Source organism: Phenylobacterium sp. T106 (assembly GCF_057219735.1).
The window spans coordinates 512,131-529,450 of the sequence record NZ_JBXVWA010000003.1 but is presented as its reverse complement, the minus strand read 5'-3'; the positions used below and the strand labels follow the sequence as shown (position 1 = coordinate 529,450).

General features: G+C 71.9%; 15 protein-coding genes. 9 read left to right on the top strand and 6 right to left on the bottom strand.

Features of this window, described 5'->3' with window-relative positions; translation table 11 throughout:
* Positions 1–5: 5 nt before the first annotated feature.
* Complete coding sequence (gene ubiG / locus AC2D8W_RS10160) at positions 6–764, bottom strand: bifunctional 2-polyprenyl-6-hydroxyphenol methylase/3-demethylubiquinol 3-O-methyltransferase UbiG (RefSeq protein ID WP_484671436.1); 759 nt, start codon at positions 762–764, stop codon at positions 6–8.
* A gap of 187 nt (positions 765–951) precedes the next feature.
* Here ubiG and AC2D8W_RS10155 point away from each other — a divergent pair, with 187 nt between their 5' ends.
* The gene (locus tag AC2D8W_RS10155; RefSeq protein ID WP_293484285.1) at positions 952–2,199 is read left to right on the top strand and encodes an aspartate kinase; all 1,248 of its coding nucleotides are present in this window, start codon (positions 952–954) and stop codon (positions 2,197–2,199) included.
* Positions 2,200–2,453: 254 nt separating this feature from the next.
* The gene (locus AC2D8W_RS10150) at positions 2,454–2,879 is read left to right on the top strand and encodes a hypothetical protein (protein ID WP_484671435.1); all 426 of its coding nucleotides are present in this window, start codon (positions 2,454–2,456) and stop codon (positions 2,877–2,879) included.
* A gap of 9 nt (positions 2,880–2,888) precedes the next feature.
* On the opposite strand, the gene AC2D8W_RS10145 is transcribed toward AC2D8W_RS10150, so the two are convergent.
* Together AC2D8W_RS10145 and AC2D8W_RS10140 are read right to left on the bottom strand one after the other, a co-directional pair.
* On the bottom strand, positions 2,889–3,791 hold the full coding sequence (locus AC2D8W_RS10145; protein WP_484671434.1) for a hypothetical protein: 903 nt from the start codon (positions 3,789–3,791) through the stop codon (positions 2,889–2,891).
* Between the two features lie 65 nt (positions 3,792–3,856).
* On the bottom strand, positions 3,857–5,296 hold the full coding sequence (locus AC2D8W_RS10140) for an MFS transporter (RefSeq protein WP_484671433.1): 1,440 nt from the start codon (positions 5,294–5,296) through the stop codon (positions 3,857–3,859).
* A gap of 52 nt (positions 5,297–5,348) precedes the next feature.
* Between AC2D8W_RS10140 and AC2D8W_RS10135 the strand changes: the two genes are divergently transcribed.
* The gene (locus tag AC2D8W_RS10135; protein WP_484671432.1) at positions 5,349–5,975 is read left to right on the top strand and encodes a helix-turn-helix transcriptional regulator; all 627 of its coding nucleotides are present in this window, start codon (positions 5,349–5,351) and stop codon (positions 5,973–5,975) included.
* A gap of 46 nt (positions 5,976–6,021) precedes the next feature.
* Here the strand turns inward: AC2D8W_RS10135 and AC2D8W_RS10130 are convergent, their stop codons facing one another.
* Both AC2D8W_RS10130 and AC2D8W_RS10125 read right to left on the bottom strand, forming a co-directional pair.
* Entirely contained in the window at positions 6,022–6,570 is a 549-nt protein-coding gene (locus AC2D8W_RS10130) for a lipocalin family protein (protein WP_484671431.1), read from the bottom strand.
* Positions 6,571–6,834: 264 nt separating this feature from the next.
* Positions 6,835–8,559: an alpha/beta hydrolase gene (locus AC2D8W_RS10125; RefSeq protein WP_484671430.1), complete on the bottom strand. Its 1,725-nt coding sequence runs from the start codon at positions 8,557–8,559 to the stop codon at positions 6,835–6,837.
* Between the two features lie 130 nt (positions 8,560–8,689).
* Here AC2D8W_RS10125 and AC2D8W_RS10120 point away from each other — a divergent pair, with 130 nt between their 5' ends.
* On the top strand, positions 8,690–9,865 hold the full coding sequence (locus AC2D8W_RS10120) for an amidohydrolase family protein (RefSeq protein ID WP_484671429.1): 1,176 nt from the start codon (positions 8,690–8,692) through the stop codon (positions 9,863–9,865).
* Positions 9,866–9,926: 61 nt separating this feature from the next.
* A complete protein-coding gene (locus AC2D8W_RS10115; protein ID WP_484671428.1) occupies positions 9,927–10,616 on the top strand; it encodes a M24 family metallopeptidase in 690 nt (229 codons plus the stop codon).
* A gap of 6 nt (positions 10,617–10,622) precedes the next feature.
* Here AC2D8W_RS10115 and AC2D8W_RS10110 read toward each other — a convergent pair whose 3' ends face one another.
* Complete coding sequence (locus AC2D8W_RS10110) at positions 10,623–11,984, bottom strand: cytochrome P450 (protein WP_484671427.1); 1,362 nt, start codon at positions 11,982–11,984, stop codon at positions 10,623–10,625.
* 150 nt (positions 11,985–12,134) lie between these two features.
* Between AC2D8W_RS10110 and ptsP the strand changes: the two genes are divergently transcribed.
* From ptsP to AC2D8W_RS10090, 4 genes are all read left to right on the top strand, one after another.
* A complete protein-coding gene (gene ptsP / locus AC2D8W_RS10105) occupies positions 12,135–14,396 on the top strand; it encodes a phosphoenolpyruvate--protein phosphotransferase (protein WP_293484304.1) in 2,262 nt (753 codons plus the stop codon).
* 54 nt (positions 14,397–14,450) lie between these two features.
* A complete protein-coding gene (locus tag AC2D8W_RS10100) occupies positions 14,451–15,620 on the top strand; it encodes a helix-turn-helix domain-containing protein (protein ID WP_484671426.1) in 1,170 nt (389 codons plus the stop codon).
* Positions 15,621–15,697: 77 nt separating this feature from the next.
* Positions 15,698–16,867, top strand: a complete 1,170-nt coding sequence (ispG, locus tag AC2D8W_RS10095; protein ID WP_484671425.1) for a flavodoxin-dependent (E)-4-hydroxy-3-methylbut-2-enyl-diphosphate synthase — start codon at positions 15,698–15,700, stop codon at positions 16,865–16,867.
* A gap of 122 nt (positions 16,868–16,989) precedes the next feature.
* A complete protein-coding gene (locus AC2D8W_RS10090; RefSeq protein WP_293484310.1) occupies positions 16,990–17,283 on the top strand; it encodes a hypothetical protein in 294 nt (97 codons plus the stop codon).
* Positions 17,284–17,320 lie beyond the last annotated feature (37 nt).

The following is a 17,320-nucleotide window of genomic DNA, read 5'->3' as shown; positions in this document are numbered from 1 at the left end:
GAGCGTCAGGCCGCGTCGCGCGTGACTGTCATCATGTAGTTCACGTCGCAGTCGGTGGATTCCGTCCACCGGCCGGTGAGCGGGTTGAATACGACGCCGAACGGGCCGTCCACAACCACGGGCGCGTCGGCCAGGAAATCGCGGATCTCGGCAGGCTTGAGGAACTTGCGCCAGTCGTGGGCGCCCATCGGCAGCCAGCGCAGCACGTACTCGGCGCCGATCTTGGCCAGCGCCAGGGCCTTCAGCGTGCGGTTCAGGGTGGCGACGATCATCAGCCCGCCGGGTTTCAGCAGCCGCGCGCAGTCCTGCAGGTAGGCGGCGGGGTCCGCCACGTGCTCGATCACCTCCATGTTGAGGATGACGTCGAACGGCGGCTCGCCGGCGGCCAGCAGGTCCTCCGCGGTGGAGGCGCGGTAGTCGATCGCAAGCCCCTGTTCGGCGGCGTGGGTCGCCGCGGTCGCGATGTTCTTGGCCGAGGCGTCGACGCCGGTGACCTGGAACCCCAGCCGCGCCATCGGCTCGGACAGCAGGCCGCCGCCGCAGCCGATGTCGAGCAGGCGCAGGCCCTCGAACGGCCGCCGTGCCGCAGGGTCGCGGCCGAAGCGGTAGAGCGCCTGGTCGCGGATGAAGGCAAGGCGCACCGGGTTGAACCGGTGCAGCGGCGCGAACTTGCCCTTCGGGTCCCACCACTCGGCGGCGATCCGCGAGAACGTCTCGACTTCGGCGGGATCGATGCTGGAGCGGGCGGCGGCCATGCGGGCCATTTAGGGCGGATCGGCGGCGAACTGAAGGGCGGGCCGCGCCGCCCGGGGCCCGCGGGGCATCCTTTGCCCTTCGCCGGGCCCCGCGGCCGCCCGCCGCGCAATATTCTGGGCGTTGCGAGGCCGCGCGCACGCCGCTATGAGGCGCAGCCCTTCGGCAGCGCAGCAACGGCGGTCCACGCGTACGTCCATGTCCCGGCTGGTGATGAAATTCGGCGGCACCTCGGTGGCCGACCTGGAGCGGATCCGGCGCGTGGCGCGGCTGGTGGCCGCCGAGAAGGCGGCGGGCCACGACGTGGCCGTGGTGGTCTCGGCCATGGCCGGCAAGACCAACGAGCTGGTGGCCTGGACCGACGGCGCCGGCGCGGCTGCGCAGGGCCTGGCGCCCTCGGACGACGAGTACGACGTGGTGGTCGCGTCCGGCGAGCAGGTGACCGCGGGCCTGCTTGCGATGACGCTCCGCAACATGGGCCTGCGCGCGCGCTCGTGGATGGGCTGGCAGATCCCGATCATCGCCGACGACGCCCACGGCAAGGCCCGCATCGACGACATCCCGCCCGAGAAGCTGGCCGCGGCGCTGGACGCCGGCGAGATCGCGGTGATCGCGGGCTTCCAGGGCGTGACCCGCGACGGCCGCATCGCCACCCTGGGCCGCGGCGGTTCGGACACTTCGGCGGTGGCGGTGGCGGCGGCCATCGGCGGCGCCTGCGACATCTACACCGACGTGGACGGGGTCTACACCACCGACCCGCGGATCGAGTCCAAGGCCCGCAAGCTGTCGAAGATCTCCTACGAGGAGATGCTGGAGATGGCGTCGCTGGGCGCCAAGGTGCTGCAGACCCGCTCGGTCGAGCTGGCCATGGCCTACCACGTGCCGGTGCGCGTGCTGTCGAGTTTTGTGGAGCCGGGCGAGGCGCCGGGCCAGGGCACCATCGTGTGCGACGAGGAGGAGATCGTGGAGAAGCGGATCGTGAGCGGCGTGGCCTACAGCCGCGACGAGGCGAAGATCAGCCTCTTCGGCCTGCCCGACCATCCCGGCGTGTCCTCGACCATCTTCGGCGCGCTGGCGGACGCCAACGTGAACGTGGACATGATCGTGCAGAGCCACGCGCGCACGGCCGACACCGCCAACATGGAGTTCACCGTCGGCAAGCGCGACGCGCAGCGGGCGGTCGACATCGTGCGCGGCCTTCAGGGCCAGGTCGGCTTCGAGGACGTGCGCCTCAACGACGACGTCGCCAAGGTGTCGGTGATCGGCGTGGGCATGCGCAGCCACACCGGCGTCGCCAAGGCGATGTTCGAGGCGCTGGCCGCCAAGGGCGTGAACATCCAGGTGATCTCCACGTCCGAGATCAAGATCAGCGTGCTGATCGACGCCGCGTACACCGAACTGGCCGTCCGCGCCCTGCACGCCGCCTACGGCCTCGAGCAGCTGTAGACCGGCCGGGACGCTCCCCAAGGCTGTCAGCCCGGTTTCCGCGCAGCGGAAGACCGGGACCCATATACTCGTGGGTGCGGATGAGGCGCAGCGGCGCCGCCCGCGGGCCGTCTCCCACGGCGGGCGCGTACGGGTCCCGGTCTTCGCCTGCGGCGAAGCCGGGATGACAACTGTGGGGGGGCCTGGTCTTTACCCGCGAGGTAGTTGCCGCGGGCCGCGCCACCGGAGGAGGCTGGCGGCGAGGAGGCGCACCCATGTCGCGCAAGCAACACAAGGCCTGGCTGAAGGTGACGGCGTTGGTGGTCGCCATCGGGGGGCCGATCTTCTCGCTGGGCGCCGTGCCCGGGATGACCGAGCCGGCGCGGCTGACGCTCGACATCCTGAGCTGGCCGCTGGACGGCGCGACGACCTATGCGTCGGCCGACACGCGCTTCCTGTCCGCGCTGACGGGCGGGTTCCTGCTGGGTTGGGGCGTCATGATCTGGCGGCTCGTCGACCTGGCCTACGACGCGGCGCCCGAGGCCGTGCGGCGCGCGGTGGTCAGCGGGCTCGTGGCGTGGTTCCTGGCCGACAGCGCCGGGTCGATCGCCTCAGGCGCCGCCTCCAACGCGCTGTTCAACGTCGCGGTCCTGCTGATCGCCGTGGGACCGCTGTGGCGCCCGGCCAGGGACCCCGCCTGAGCGGAGCCGTCAGGCGGCGCCCCGGTCCGCGGACCGGGCGGGAGTCTCCCAGGAGAGGATGACGCCGCGCTCGGCCAGCCCGTTGAGCAGCCGCTGCACGTTCACCGCATTGTCGGCGAACAGGTTCGTAAAGCCCGGCCTCTCGAGCCTGTCCGGCGGGATGCCCGCCCCGACGGACGTGCGCGCGCAGAGCTCATCCTCCGACATCTGCACCAGATGACGGCGAATGGTCTCCGGCGGCAGGCGGAGGCGGCGCGAAATCTGGCTCACCGAAAGCCGCGCGTTCGTGTCCCGGAGCGCCGCGGCCAGGATCGCCGTGAGGATCAGCGCTGAGACCACGTTGCCCGCCTCGCGCATCAGCCCTTCGCAGCTGCGCAGCACGTAGTCCGACAGCAGCCGCGCGGCGGCCCGTACCGGCACGGCGTCCTCCAGGCCGTAGGCGGAAGGCGGCAGCTCGTCCACGAGGCCGGCGGCCTGCAGATCCTGGTAGAAAGCCTTCAGACGCGCGTGCCCGACCCGCACGGACTGGACGTAGTCGGGCGAGGCCAGGAAACTCGCGGGCACGACCACGCCCTCGGCCGAGACTGTGCAGACGCCGGCCGCAGCCAGCCTGCGGATGCGCCGGCGGACCGTCTCGAACGGCAGGCCCAGAGAGGCGGCGACCGCGTTGATGCTGACCGGGCGTCGTTCGGCGTCGGGCGCCGGCGCTTCGATCTGGCCGTAGCGTGCGCGGGCGGCGGGGTCCCGGGTGAGCGGCGCGATGTTGGCCTGGTTGACCGCCAGCACGAGCAGCGCCTCCAGCGGCTCGAGACCGCCCACGCCGTTGACCATCTCGTCGAGCAGGAATGCGAAGGACAGCCGCGCGACCCTGCGCTCACGGTGTTTGACCTCAGGCTCGACGACGCCACTCATGCGCACGAGGAAACGCCCTCGCGGCGCAGGACGCAACGGGCTGATAAGGTCGCAGGCCGGGCCCTCTAGTCGGGCCGCGCGACCTCGTGGTCGCGGCGGGTCATGGCGAACAGGGCCCAGACCCCGACCAGCGCCAGGGGAATGGCGGCGAGGAACACCCAGGCCGAGGCGGCGCGCGCGCTAGCGTCGGTGAGACCCTGGTGGAAGCCCGCCAGGTTCGCCGCCACGCCCGATATGGCCGCGCCGGCCGCGGCCCCCGTCAGCCGGACCGCGGTCACCGCGGACGAGCCGATCGCACGGTCCTCGTCGGACAGGGCGCCGAGAAGCCGCGTCGCCATGAAGGCCCAGGAGAAGCCGAAGGCGGCGCCCATGAACGAGCCGCCGACGAGGACCCAGGCGAAGGCGCCGTCGGCCATGGTCAGCGCCAGGATCACGAGGCTGGCCAGGAGCAGGAGCCCTCCCAACCGCATCCAGCGCACCACCCAGGCGCCGGTGACGCCGGCCACGGCCATGGCCGAGACCGTCCAGGCCATCGACTCCGCGCCGATCGCGTAGCCCGCCGCCAGCGGCGAGAAGCCGCGCAGCTGCTGCAGGATCGGCGGGCCGTAGATCGAGAAGCCCATGGAGGCCGCGGTCAGGGCGAACATGGCGAGGTAGCCCGAGCCGCAGACGGTCGCGAGGTCGCCGGCCCGCCGGGGCAGGAGACGCACCCGCAGCCGGCCGTCGATCCAGACCATGAACGCCAGGATCGCCAGTCCCGCCGCCACCATCGCCGCGGAGAGCCAGGGCGTGGCCATCAGGTCCGCGACCGCGATGGCTCCGACCCCCACGGTGAGGATTCCGAGCTGCGTCCAGGGGATGCCGCCCTCCCCCCGGGCGCCCTTCTCGGACCCCACGAGCAGGAACGGCGCGGCGGCGCTGAACACCGCCGTCTGCAGCGCGAACAGCCAGAAGACGTCCCGCCAGTGCCCGAGCTCGACGACCACGCCGCCGAACAGCGGACCCAGCACGGTCGCAATCCCCCAGACGAAGGTGACGGCCGCGAACACGCGCGCGAGATGACGTTCCGGGAACAGCAGGGCGATGGCGACCATGGCGAACCCGGAGATCCAGCCGGAGCCCAGCCCCTGCACGAGACGGCCGGCGAGGAAGGTCCCCACGTCGGGCGCCGCGGCGCTCATCACGCAGCCGGCCGCCATAACCAGGCCGGCGACCGCGGTGGCCGACCGCAGGCCGAAGAGCTCGGAAAGCCGCCCGGCGCTGGCGCCGGCGAGGATCGCGCCCACGAAGAAGCCCGCGGTCGCCCACGAGAAGTACGCGTAGCCGCCGAGGTCGGCGCCGACGCTGGGCAGGATGGTGGCGGTGACCAGGCTGTCCGCCGCGTTCAGCCAGACGCCGAGCATGATGATGGCGAACCGCGGCAGCCGGCCCTCGGCCAGCAGGTCGGCCCAGGTGTTCTGGCCCTCCCCCGGCAGGGGCGCGTTCGTTTTGACAAGCTCGGACATGTCAAATTCCACTAGACCTGCGCCGTAGATTTAGCAATGATGTAATTGTCAAATGCGCACGCCTACCGACCGTATCCTGTTCCACCTGAAGACGCGCGGCCCGTCGGAGACGCTGGCGCTGGCCGCGGCCCTGGGCGTGAGCCGGCAGGCGGCGCTGCAGCACCTCGAGCGCCTGGCCGCCGAGGGGCTCGTGACCTACGCCGACGCGCGGCGCGGCGTGGGCCGCCCCCGCCGGACCTGGTCGCTGACCGCCGCCGCCGAGGGTCGGTTCCCCGACACCCATGCGCAGCTCACGCTGGAGATGCTGGGGGCCGTGCGGGCGGAATTCGGTGAGGCAGGGGTCGAACGGCTGATCGCGCGGCGCGAGTGCCAAACGGCGGCCGCCTATGCGGACGCGTTGCGGCCGCTCGATGGGCTGGAGGCGCGGGTGGCGCGCCTGGCCGAAATTCGGACGTCGGAAGGCTACATGGCCGACTGGTCGTCCGACCCTGCAGGCGGCTTCCTCCTCGTGGAGAACCACTGCCCGATCTGCGCGGCGGCGGCCGCCTGTCAGGGATTCTGCCGCGCGGAGCTGGAGGCGTTCCGCGCCGCGCTGGGGCCGGGGGCGGTCGTGGAGCGGACCGACCACATCCTCGCCGGCGCAAGGCGCTGCGCCTACCGGATCCGGCCTGCGGGCTGACGGCGCCTCGTCGAGGGCCGCCCGCCGCGCGGCGGATTTCTGCGTGTCAGGGCTTGGGCGCGGCCGCCGACTTGTCCCGGCCGGGGGTGGCGAGGATCTCCAGCTCGCCCTTGTAGCCGAGCTCGCGGACCCGCGCCGTGAGGGCCTCGACCTGGTCAAGGGGCGGCGCGACCTCGCGGGTGAAGACGTAGACCTTCTCGAAGCCCGGTTCGGACGAGATGAACCAGCTTCGATCCGGATCGGTCGCGATGATGCGGTAGGTGCGGGACAGGCGCAGCGGGCCGAGGCGGTAGCGCACCTCCAGCGCGGCGTTGGTCCCGGGGTCGCGGATCGTCCCGACGCCGCTGATCGAGCGCTCGGGCGCGTCCTGGCGCTTGTCGTGGCAGGCGTCCTTGACCGCGATCCGGCCGCGATCGTCGCGGCTGTACCTGGTCGTGGCCCATTCGCAGCCGCGGGTCAGGCTGGTGGGCGTGCGCGCCTGCTCGTACCACGTCCCCGCGTAGAAGGTGTCGGGCGCGATGGGCCCCGCGCTGGGCGGCTCTGCGGCGGCCGCCGCGGCGGCGAGGAACAGGCCGGCGGTCAGGGACAGGGGCACGGGCGGGTCTCCGAGGTTGGCTCCGCACGCATATAGGCGGAGCTACGCCGTTCCGCTCGCGCTTCCGGGAACGAAGCGTCGCGTAGCGCTGAATGGAGCGGATCACCCCTGCGGAGGAGGACAGATCGCCGTCCCGGTCCTCCCCTGCAAGGGGGGCGCCTGCGCAGCAGGGTGGAGGGGTCACAAGCGCCTGGTCGGCCCCTCCCCCGCCAGTGGCGATCGCGCGCCGCCGGCGAAGCGCATGCGCAGGCCCTGTCCGGGTCGCTAGCGTCGCGCGGCCGCGCCGGGGAGCTGTGGCTCGAAGCCGGGCTGCCAGTGGTTCGCGGTTCCCGAGGTCACGTACCAGCTGATCAGCAGCGCGCAGATCAGGGCGCCCGGCACGTAGGAGTTTGTTCGCCGGTAGGTCCACGCGGCGATGACGCCGATGACGCCCAGCAGCGGGACGAACTGGATCGCGACGATGATGTTCAGCGGCTCGGTGGGGGTGGCCAGCAGGCCCGTGGCGAACAGGCTGGCGTACTGCCACGCGACCAGCACCCCAAACCCGGCGGCCATGGCGACCTTGGACCAGCCGAGCGCCGCGAAGAGCCCCTCCCCGCGCACGGGGATGCTCGCCGCCAGGCTGCGCAGGGTGACGAGGAAGAAGAGCGTCCAGAGGATCAGGTAGCCGGGCAGCTGCAGCGACCGGGCGGCGTCCAGCGGCTTCAGCCCCAGCACCCAGAAGCGGTAGTCCACCTTGAAGAGGCCGTCGATGACGAGGATCGAGGCGTAGGCGACCGCCATGGTCGCCAGGGCGGCCAGGATCGAGAGGCCCCAGCGGTTCGTGAAGGCCGGCTTGCTGCGGAAGATCTGGCCGATCACCACCGAGATCGCGGCCGTGCCGAGCGCCCAGACCAGGAGCTGGTTGTGCACCCACTGCGGGAACGGCGGCATCGGGAAGAACGCCTGGCCGATCTTCATCAGGGGCAGGTAGGTGATCGCCGGCAGGGCGGCGGTGATGGCGACCGAGAGCCACCAGCGCCAGTCGCGCCGCTCGGCCACCGGCTGGGCGGGCTGGTTGAGGGCCGCGAAGGCGCGCGCGCCGAGCAGCAGGTCGAAGGTCGCCAGGATCAGGCCCACGAGGCCGACGAAGGCGATCAGCGTGCCGACCTCCTTCCAGAGCCAGACCTGCTCGGTCGGCGGCAGGGCCCGGGGCGGCGGGATCGTGCGCTGGAACCAGTCGACGGCGTCGCCGACGCCGGCCCGCGAGAAGTGCTCCCAGGGATGGGTGATCGGCGGGTTGGTGAGGAGCCGCGCCGTGCCGTCTGCGATGGTCCCGTAGACGCGGCCGGGCTCGACGGGGCCGGCGACGCCGAAGACCTTGGCGAGCTTGGGCGACCTGGCCACCTCCGAGCCCTTGGGCACGCCCCACATCAGGCCGGCGAACTCGTCGTACTGGCCGAACACCACCGCGAGGTTGCGCGGATTGGCAGGCGCCGGCGCGCCGAGCAGCCCGGGCGTCGAGCCTTCCAGCACAATGGCCCGGTAGCCGTCCGGGTCGGAGAGGGCGGCGGCCATGACCGGACCGCTGCCCATGGAGTGTCCCTCGAGCCCAATGGCGGCCTTGTCCACGAACGGCAGGCTCTTGAGGTGGGCGAGCGCGGCCGGGCCGCCGAACCCGGCCGTGCCCACGATGCCGCCGGAATAGCCGTGGCCGGTCATGTCCATGGCCAGGACGACATAGCCCCGGCGCGACAGCTCGATCGCGAACGGGCTCTGCATCTCGCGGGTGTTGATGTAGCCGTGGCTGGCCAGGACGGCCGGCGCGGGCGTGGCCGCCGTCGCGCTGCGCGGGACGTAGAGCAGGCCCGAGACCGTGACGCCTTCGCGCGTCGGGATCCGGACCTCCGTCACGGTCACGGCGCCGCCGTCCGTCTGCACCCGGTGCGCCAGGAACCCGCCGCCCAGGATCAGCGCCCAGGCAAGCGCAAAGGCCAGCCACGTCCGCATCACGTCTCCCCCGCCCTCTTCTCGTTGCCGGCGACGATGCGCCCGGCCGCCCCGAACCTCAAGGCGAGGTTCCACGCATGTGACTCGGCCGCGCGCCGGGCGCATAGTCGGGAAAAAGGGGGAGGATCCGATGCCGTACGCGCCAGCCGACCGCGCCTACTATGACGCCGACAGCCACATCATGGAGCTGCCGGACTTCCTGAAGGCCTACGCCGATCCAGACCTGCGCGACGAGATCCCCGAGGTCAGCTACTCGGCGTCGATCGTCACCGACGAGGAGGTGGCGGTGATCGTGGGCCAGGGGAACCGCCACAGCCCGACGCACGTGGCCGAGCAGATCGCGCTGGGCGACCGGCTGATCGAAAAGTCCAAGGAGATCCAGGCGCTGGGCGCGTTCAACGCCGCCGACCGCTCGGTGGCGATGGACCTGCTGGGTTTCCGCAAGCAGCTGGTGTTCGCGACCCATAGCGTGGCGATGCCGTTCTCGCCCTCGTCGAAGCTGGAGCCCCGGCTGCGCTATGGCGCCGCGCGCGCCCACAACCGGCATATGGCGGCGTTCTGCCAGGCGGACCCTCGCCTGCTGGGCGTGGCGGTCGTCCCGCTGGACGACCCGCCTCTGGCGCTGGAGGAGCTGGAGTTCGCGCTGAAGGCCGGCCTCAAGGCCGCGTGGGTGCCGCACCGGCCCTGCGGCGACCGGTCGCCCGGGCACGTCGATCTCGACCCGTTCTGGGCCCGCCTGGCCGAGACCGGCACGCCGTTCCTGCTGCACGTGGGCGGCGCGCCGCTGCAGCTGGCCAAGGCCTGGATGAACAACGGCCGGCCGCCGACCAGGGACTGGCTGGGCGGTGGGGAGAACCTGCGCACCAAGGACATCGCCCTGCTGCATGAGGGCCCCGAGCAGTTCCTGACGATGATGGTGCTGGACGGCGTCCTGGAGCGGCATCCGACGCTCCGCGGCGCCTCGGTGGAGCTGGGGGCCGGATGGGTCCCGGAGCTCCTGCGCCGCCTGGACTGGGTGGTGAAGCACTGGAGCCGCAACGACGAGAACCTGCAGCGCCTCCGCCGCACGCCCAGCGAGCAGATCACCCAGCAGCTCGCATTCACGCCGTTCGTCTTCGAGGAAGTCGGCGCGTTCATCGACCAGTCGAACCCGGACCTCTACCTCTTCTCGTCGGACTATCCGCACATCGAGGGCGGCCGGAACCCGATCGGGCGGTTCGAGACGGCGCTGGGCGACCGTCCGGCCGCGGTGCGCGACAAGTTCTACGCCGAGAACTTCCTGCGGATCTTCCCCGAGGCGGCCTGAACGCTGGACATCATATAAGGATATCTTTATGTCCTTATATAACTAAGACCGGAGCCGTTTGATGTCCGCCGTTTCCCACCCGCCGGAGGCCGTGGGCGCATCGTTCTCGCTGCCCGCCATGCTGAAGGCCCGCGACCTGACGTTCGAGGCGGTCCGCCGCATCGCCGCCCGGATCGGCCCAGGGGTCACGGAGGGACGCGGCGGCGAGATCGCCCAGGAGGTGCTCGAGGCCATGGGCATGGAGCGCCTGTGGCACCGGAACGTGGTGCGTTTCGGCCCCGGGACCCTGGAGACCTTCTTCGGCGCGTTCCAGCCGGACTATGTGCTGCAGCCCGACGACATCTTCTACGTCGACCTGGGCGTGGTGTGGGACGGCCACGAGGGGGATGCGGGCGACACCTTCACCGTCGGCAACGACTCCGAGATGAAGGCCTGCGCCGAAGCGGCGCGCACGCTCTGGGCCGACGTCGCCCGGCGCTGGCGCGACGAGGGCCTGTCGGGCGCGGGCCTCTACGCCTACGCCCGGGACCGTGCGGCGGCCATGGGTTGGCGGCTGAACTGGGAGGTCAAGGGCCACCGGGTCTCGGACTTCCCGCACGCCATTTACAAGGCCGGCGCCCTGGGCGACTTCGGCGCGCCCCCGACCAGCGGCCTTTGGATCCTCGAGATCCAGATCGCCCACCCGACCCGACCGATCGGCGCGTTCTACGAGGACCTGCTCGTTCGCGAACCCGTCGGCGCGGCCGCCTGACGCGACTCAGCGCCGGACGACGGTCATCGGCAACCCGCCTTCCGGGCGGACCACCGAGTTCTCGGCGACCGGCCAGACCCGGTGGCTGGGGTCCGGCGTGAAGTCCGCGCCGCGCACAAAGGTCGCCAGCAGCACGGTGAGTTCCGTCATGGCGAAGGCCGCTCCGAGGCAGATGCGCGGACCGGCGCCGAACGGCATGTAGACGTGGCGGTCCGGCGGCTCGGCGTCCGGCGCGAAGCGGGCGGGATCGAAGCGGTCGGGGTCGCGCCACCAGAGCCGGTGGCGGTGCAGCGCGTAGACGGGCGCCAGGATCCGCTCGCCGGCCTTCACGCGAACGCCGCCCACCTCGGTCGTCTCCACGCAGACCCGGGTGAGCAGGTGATTGACCGGGTAGAGCCGCAGGGACTCCGAGACCACCTGCCGCGCGAAGACCAGCCGCTCAACGTGCTCGGGTCGGATGGGGCCGTCGCCGGCCACCGCCTCGACTTCGGCCCTCAGGCGACGGCGGGTCGGCTCGTGGATCGAGGCGAGCCAGACCGGCCAGCAGAGCGCCGTCGCCGTGGTCTCGTGCCCCGCCACGATGAAGCCCAGGAGATTGTCGCGCAGGATGTCGTCGCCCATCTCGCGCCCGGTTTCGGGATCGCGCGCGCCGAGCAGCAGGTCGACGAGGTCTCCGCGGGGCGGTTCGGCCCGGCGGCGGCGGATCATGGCGTCGACGCCGGCCCGCAGACGGGCCCCTTCCGGCGCCTCGGGCGACACGCGCCCTTCGTGGAAAGTGTCGGGCGCGAAGAAGTAGCTGAGCCGCGTCTTCAGCACCTGGGCGACGAACCGCTCGGCGAGCCCGCGAAGCTCCTCGCGGTCGAAATCCTCGCCGCCCGAAAGAACCGCGTCGAGCAGGACGTCGAGGGTGATGCGGCCGCATTCCTGGGCCAGGTCGATCCTGCCCTGGCGGGTCCACCGCTCTAGCGCCGCCTCGCCGGCGCGGACGATCACCGGCGCAAGGGCGTGCATGTGGGCGGGACGGAACGCCGGCGCGGTGGCGCGACGCTGCCAGCGCCAGGCGGCGCCCTCGGAGGTCACCAGGCCATCGCCCCACACCGGCCGCATCATGCGCCGCCAGAGCGCGCCCTGCGGGAACGCCGCCGCCTTCTCGCCGAAGATCGCGCCCAGGGCGTCCGGATCCATGATGAAGACCGGCAGGCCGGGGACGGGCGGCCGCCACACCCGCTGCTCGTAGATCGCGCGCGGCCAGCCCTCAAGCGGCCGCGAGATCGAGGTGAGGAGCGCGCGGAGCGGCGGCAGGTCCCGCTCGCCCGGCGACGGCGCCGGCGGGATGAAGCCGCGGTCCTGGATCTCGGCGTCGGGCACGGCCGCGCTCTAGCACCGCGCGCGGCGGCGGACCATGCCCGGCGCCTGGGCGCCTCTGCGGGTGGCGGCGCCGCTACGTCATTGAGTCTCGGTTCTGAAAGACAATCCTGCTAGTCAAAGGGTGAGGAAACGGGAGGACGGCACGCCGGAATGGCCCCCCAGGTCGCCATACGCGGACAGCGGAGCCTGCTGCGGCAGATCCGCGAGGCGCTCGCCGGGGGCGGCCCCGCGCAGCAGCGCCTGGACATGGTGGTGCGCATCATCGCGCTCTCCATGGTGGCCGAGGTGTGCTCGATCTACCTGCGCCGCGCGAGCGGCGAGATGGAGCTGTTCGCCACCGAGGGCCTGGACGTGAAGGCCGTCCACGTCACGCGGATGAAGCCCGGCGAAGGCCTGGTCGGCGAGATCATGCGCCTGGGGCGGCCGCTGAACCTGGCCGACGCCCCCGAGCACCCGGCCTTCTCGTACCGCCCGGAAACGGGCGAAGACCCCTACCACGCGTTCCTGGGCGTGCCGCTGCTGCGCGGGGGGCGCGCCATCGGAGTCCTGGTCGTCCAGAACCGGACCGAGCGGACCTACTCCGAGGACGAGGTCGAGGATCTGCAGATCATCGCCATGGTCCTGGCCGAGATGGTGGCCTCGGGCGAGCTGGTCAGTATCGGCGACCTGGAGGGCGTCGAACTCGCCCCCCGCCGCCCGGAGCGCATCAAGGGTTCGAAGTTTGCGGACGGCCTGGCCTACGGCGTGGCGGTCCTGCACGAGCCGCCCGTCGCCTCCTCGCAGCTCCTCTCCGAGGACGTCGTGGCCGAGCAGCAGCGGCTGGTCTCGGCGCTCACGGCGCTCAAGGACCAGATCGACCAGATGCTGGAGGGCCAGCACGGCCTCGTGGACGCCAGCTACGAGGTGCTCGAGACCTACCGCATGTTCGCCCACGACCGGGGCTGGAACCGCAGCCTCGAGGACGCGGTGAAGAACGGCCTCACGGCCGAGGCCGCGGTCGAGCGGGTCCGCTCCGAGCATCGGGCCCGCCTGGGCCAGGCGCGCGACCCCTATCTGCGCGAGCGCCTGCACGACCTGGAGGACCTGAACGACCGGCTGCTGCGCCACCTGTCCGGCGACGGCAGCATGGCGCGCGACCTGCCGGACAACGCCATCCTGATCGCCCGCAACCTGGGGCCCGCCGATCTGCTGGAGTACGACCGCCACAAGCTGCGCGGTCTCTTGCTGGAGGAAGGGTCCTCGGCGTCGCACGCCGCCATCGTGGCGCGCGCCCTGGACATCCCCTGCGTCGGCCGCCTGGCGGGCCTGCGCGACAAGGTTTCCGAGGGCGACCCGGTCATCGTCGACGCCGAGACGGGCGAGGCCTACCTGCGTCCGCGGCCGGACGTCACCTCGGCCATCAAGGCGCGGATCGAGGTGCGCCGCCAGCGCAAGGCCGAGTTCGCCAAGCTGCGCGACACCCCCGCCTTCACCCGCGACGGGGTGAAGATCACGCTCCTGATGAACGCCGGCCTCGACGTCGACCTGGAGAGCCTGGCGGACACGGGCGCCGAGGGCATCGGCCTGTTCCGCACCGAGTTCCAGTTCATGGTGTCCGAGGAGATGCCGCGCGCCGGCGCCCAGACGGCGCTCTACGCCCGGGTCATGGACGCGGCCGGCGACCGTCCGGTGACCTTCCGGACCCTGGACCTCGGCGGCGACAAGGTGCTGCCGTACATGGAGGCGGAGCGCGAGGAGAACCCGGCGCTGGGCTGGCGGGCGGTGCGCATGGGCCTGGACCGGCCGGCCCTGCTGCGCATCCAGATCCGCGCGCTGATCAACGCGGCCCGCGGGCGGCCTTTGCGGATCATGTTCCCGCTGGTGGCGAGCTGCGACGAGTTCCGGACCGCGCGGTCGCTGGTGGACACCGAGATTGCCTGGGCCCAGCGGCGCGGAAAGCCCACGCCCTCGCGGCTCGACGTGGGCGCCATGATCGAGGCGCCGTCCCTGATCTGGCACCTGGACGCCCTTCTGCCGATGACCGACTTCGTCAGCGTCGGGACCAACGACCTGATGCAGTACATCTTTGCCGCCGACCGGGGGAATCCGCGGGTGGCCGACCGCTACGACTTCCTGTCGCCGCCGATGCTGCGGGCGATGGAGGCGATCCAGCGCGCCTGCGCCGAGACCGGCACGCCGGTTTCGGTCTGCGGCGAGATGGCCGGCCGGCCCCTCGAGGCCTTCACCCTGGTCGCGCTCGGCTTCGAGCGGCTGTCGATGCCGCCGACCGGCGTCGGCCCGGTGAAGCAGATGGTGCTGTCCTGCGACCGCGAGGCGGCGCGGCGCGGGGTCTCGGCGCTGCTCAAGTCGTCGGCCGGCTCGGTCCGGAACGAGATTGAAACGCTGGCGCGCAAACTCTACCTCGCCGTCTGATCCTTGCCCGAATCCGGCGAGACTATCGGGGACGGCAGGAGCCCCTGGACCCGCGTGCTGCGCAAACGACCCGCAAAGAAGCTGAGCGACCGGCAGCGGGCGCGCGCCGCCCTGGCCGTCGCAGAGCGCGAGCGGTCGGCGCCCGAGGGGCCGGAGGCGGACGCCCCCGCGTCGGTCCCGCTGGACCCGCTTCTCGCGCATGAAACCATCGGCGAGGCCCTGAGGGCGGCGCGCCTGGACCGCGGCCTCGCGCTCGCCGACCTGGCCGAGACGACGCGGGTGCGGAAGGCCTACCTGGAGGCGATCGAGGAGATGCGGCTGGACGCCCTGCCCTCGCGTCCCTTCACCATCGGCTACATCCGCGCCTACGCCACGGCCCTGGGGCTCGATCCGGACCTCGCCACCGAGCGCTTCAAGTCGGACGAGCCCGTGCTCGACGAGCCGCTGCGCGCGCCGGTGGGCGTGCTGGACGATAAGGACCCCCGCGTCGCCGCCTTCCTCGTGGGCGCGGTCATCATCATCGCCGCGATCGTGCTCTGGAACGTGGCGCAGCGCGCCATGATGGCCGCCGCCCCACCGCCGGCCCTGGCCTCCGAGGCCGAGACCGAGAAGGCCCTCGCGCAGGTAAAGGCGGGCCCGATGGCGCTGGGCGCGCCGCTGCCGGCGCCGGTGGAATCCACCACGCCGACGCCCTACGAGACGCCGGGCTTGCGCAAGTCGCTCGGACTGGAGCCGGCCGCCGACGCAGCCCAGGCCAGCGCCCAGGAAACCCCGACGGTGGACCTGAGCCTGCTGCCCAAGGTGTTCACGCCCCAAGGCCGCATCTACGACATGGGCAATCCGGCGATCCCGTCGGTCGTCACGCTGCAGGCGCTGAAGGGCGGCTCGCTGATCATCCGCGGGGCCGACGGCTCGGTCTATTTCGCCCGCCAGCTGGCCAAGGGCGAGGCGTTCCGGGTGCCGCAGCTGTCCGGGATCACGCTCGACGTCTCCAACCCGCAGGACGTCCAGGTGTTCGTCTACGGCCGCTCCACCGGCGTCCTGCCCTCGGCCCAGGTGCTGGCGTCGAAGCTGGTGGTCGCGCCGCCCGCGACAGCCGGCGCGGCCGCGCCGGCCGTGACCGCGCCGCCCGCAACCGCCGCCCCGCCGCCCAGGGCCCCCGCCCCCGCCACCCCCGCCGCGAAGACCCCGCCCGCGAAGACTCCGGCGCCGAAGACCCCCTGAGGCGGACTGGCGAGCTTGGTCACCCGGCGCACTCGGTGCTTGGGTTCGGCGCCCCCCGGCCCTATTTTCCCCCCGCCATGACGACCGAAGCCCATACCGCCGTGCGACCCTGGCGCGCGATCGACCGCCGCAGGAGCCGCAAGATCCGCGTGGGCTCGGTGGAGGTCGGCGGCGACGCGCCGATCACCGTCCAGTCCATGACCAACACCGTCACGGCGGACGCGGCGGCGACCATCGACCAGATCCGGCAGCTGGAGGAGGCGGGCGCCGACATCGTCCGGGTCTCGTGCCCCGACGAGGACTCCACGGCGGCGTTCCGGACGATCGCCAAGGCGGCCAAGGTCCCGCTCGTCGCCGACATCCACTTCCACTACCGCCGCGGGATCGAGGCGGCGGAGGCAGGCGCGGCGTGCCTGCGGATCAATCCCGGCAACATCGGCTCGGCCGCCCGCGTGCGCGAGGTGATCCAGGCCGCCCGCGACCACGGCTGCTCGATGCGGATCGGGGTCAACGCCGGATCGCTGGAGCGCGACCTCCTGGAGCAGTACGGCGAGCCCTGCCCCGAGGCCATGGTCGAGAGTGCGCTGCGTCACGCCCGCATCCTGCAGGACCACGACTTCCACGAGTTCAAGATCAGCGTGAAGGCGTCCGACCCGTTCCTGACGGTGGCCGCCTACCAGCAGTTGGCCGAGGCCATCGACTGCCCGCTGCACCTGGGGGTCACCGAGGCCGGCGCCACGCGGACGGGCACGGTGAAGAGCGCCATCGGCATCGGGGGCCTGCTCTGGGCCGGGATCGGCGACACCATCCGCGTCAGCCTCGCCGCCGACCCGGTCGAGGAGGTGAAGGTCGGCTTCGATATCCTGAAGAGCCTGGGCCTGCGCCACCGCGGCGTGAACATCATCGCCTGCCCGTCCTGCGCGCGGCAGGGCTTCAACGTCATCCAGACCGTCGAGGCGCTGGAGCAGCGGCTGGCGCACATCGCCACGCCCATGAGCCTGTCGATCATCGGCTGCGTGGTGAACGGCCCCGGCGAGGCGCTCATGACCGACCTCGGCTTCACCGGCGGCGGCAAGGGCTCGGGCATGGTCTACGTGGCCGGCAAGCCGGACCACAAGATGGACAACGAGCGGATGGTCGACCACATCGTGGAACTGGTCGAGGCCCGCGCCGCAGAGCTGGCGGCCGCGTCGACGCCGCACCGGCAGGACGAGGGTGGCGGGGCCCCGATCGTACCGGCCCTCTGAAGCCTTGCGCCGCGGACCCGGGACAAGCGGGAGCCGCGAGGATAGGAAAATGACGCCCGCGTCACCCTTGCGCCGGCGCCCCTTCCGCGCTTAGGTGGCGCTCCAATTTCAGGAGGGACAGGATGTCCGCGGACGGCAACTGGAAAGTCACCATCAACACGCCGATGGGCGCGCGCACCATGAACGTGAACATCGCCACCTCCGGCGACAGCTTCACCGGCAAGGTCGACAGCGAAATGGGCGCCCAGGAAGTGACCGGCAAGGTCGACGGCGACACGCTGACCTGGAGCACGGACATCACCAACCCGATGCCGATGAAGCTCGAGTTCACCGCCAAGGTCGACGGCGACAAGATGAGCGGCAACTGCAAGCTCGGCATGTTCGGCAACGCCTCGCTCACGGGCGAGCGGGTCTAGGACCTTCCGCCAGACACGAAGAGGCCCGCTCCGGCGA

Bases quoted from the DNA above. Each gene is read 5' to 3' on its own strand.
- AC2D8W_RS10120 (WP_484671429.1), top strand. From the start codon at position 8,690: ATGCCGTACGCGCCAGCCGACCGCGCCTACTATGACGCCGACAGCCAC.
- AC2D8W_RS10090 (WP_293484310.1), top strand. From the start codon at position 16,990: ATGTCCGCGGACGGCAACTGGAAAGTCACCATCAACACGCCGATGGGC.
- AC2D8W_RS10125 (WP_484671430.1), bottom strand. From the start codon at position 8,559: ATGCGGACGTGGCTGGCCTTTGCGCTTGCCTGGGCGCTGATCCTGGGC.
- ptsP (WP_293484304.1), top strand. From the start codon at position 12,135: ATGGCCCCCCAGGTCGCCATACGCGGACAGCGGAGCCTGCTGCGGCAG.
- AC2D8W_RS10145 (WP_484671434.1), bottom strand. From the start codon at position 3,791: ATGAGTGGCGTCGTCGAGCCTGAGGTCAAACACCGTGAGCGCAGGGTC.
- ubiG (WP_484671436.1), bottom strand. From the start codon at position 764: ATGGCCCGCATGGCCGCCGCCCGCTCCAGCATCGATCCCGCCGAAGTC.
- AC2D8W_RS10140 (WP_484671433.1), bottom strand. From the start codon at position 5,296: ATGTCCGAGCTTGTCAAAACGAACGCGCCCCTGCCGGGGGAGGGCCAG.
- AC2D8W_RS10135 (WP_484671432.1), top strand. From the start codon at position 5,349: ATGCGCACGCCTACCGACCGTATCCTGTTCCACCTGAAGACGCGCGGC.
- AC2D8W_RS10115 (WP_484671428.1), top strand. From the start codon at position 9,927: ATGTCCGCCGTTTCCCACCCGCCGGAGGCCGTGGGCGCATCGTTCTCG.
- AC2D8W_RS10150 (WP_484671435.1), top strand. From the start codon at position 2,454: ATGTCGCGCAAGCAACACAAGGCCTGGCTGAAGGTGACGGCGTTGGTG.
- AC2D8W_RS10155 (WP_293484285.1), top strand. From the start codon at position 952: ATGTCCCGGCTGGTGATGAAATTCGGCGGCACCTCGGTGGCCGACCTG.
- ispG (WP_484671425.1), top strand. From the start codon at position 15,698: ATGACGACCGAAGCCCATACCGCCGTGCGACCCTGGCGCGCGATCGAC.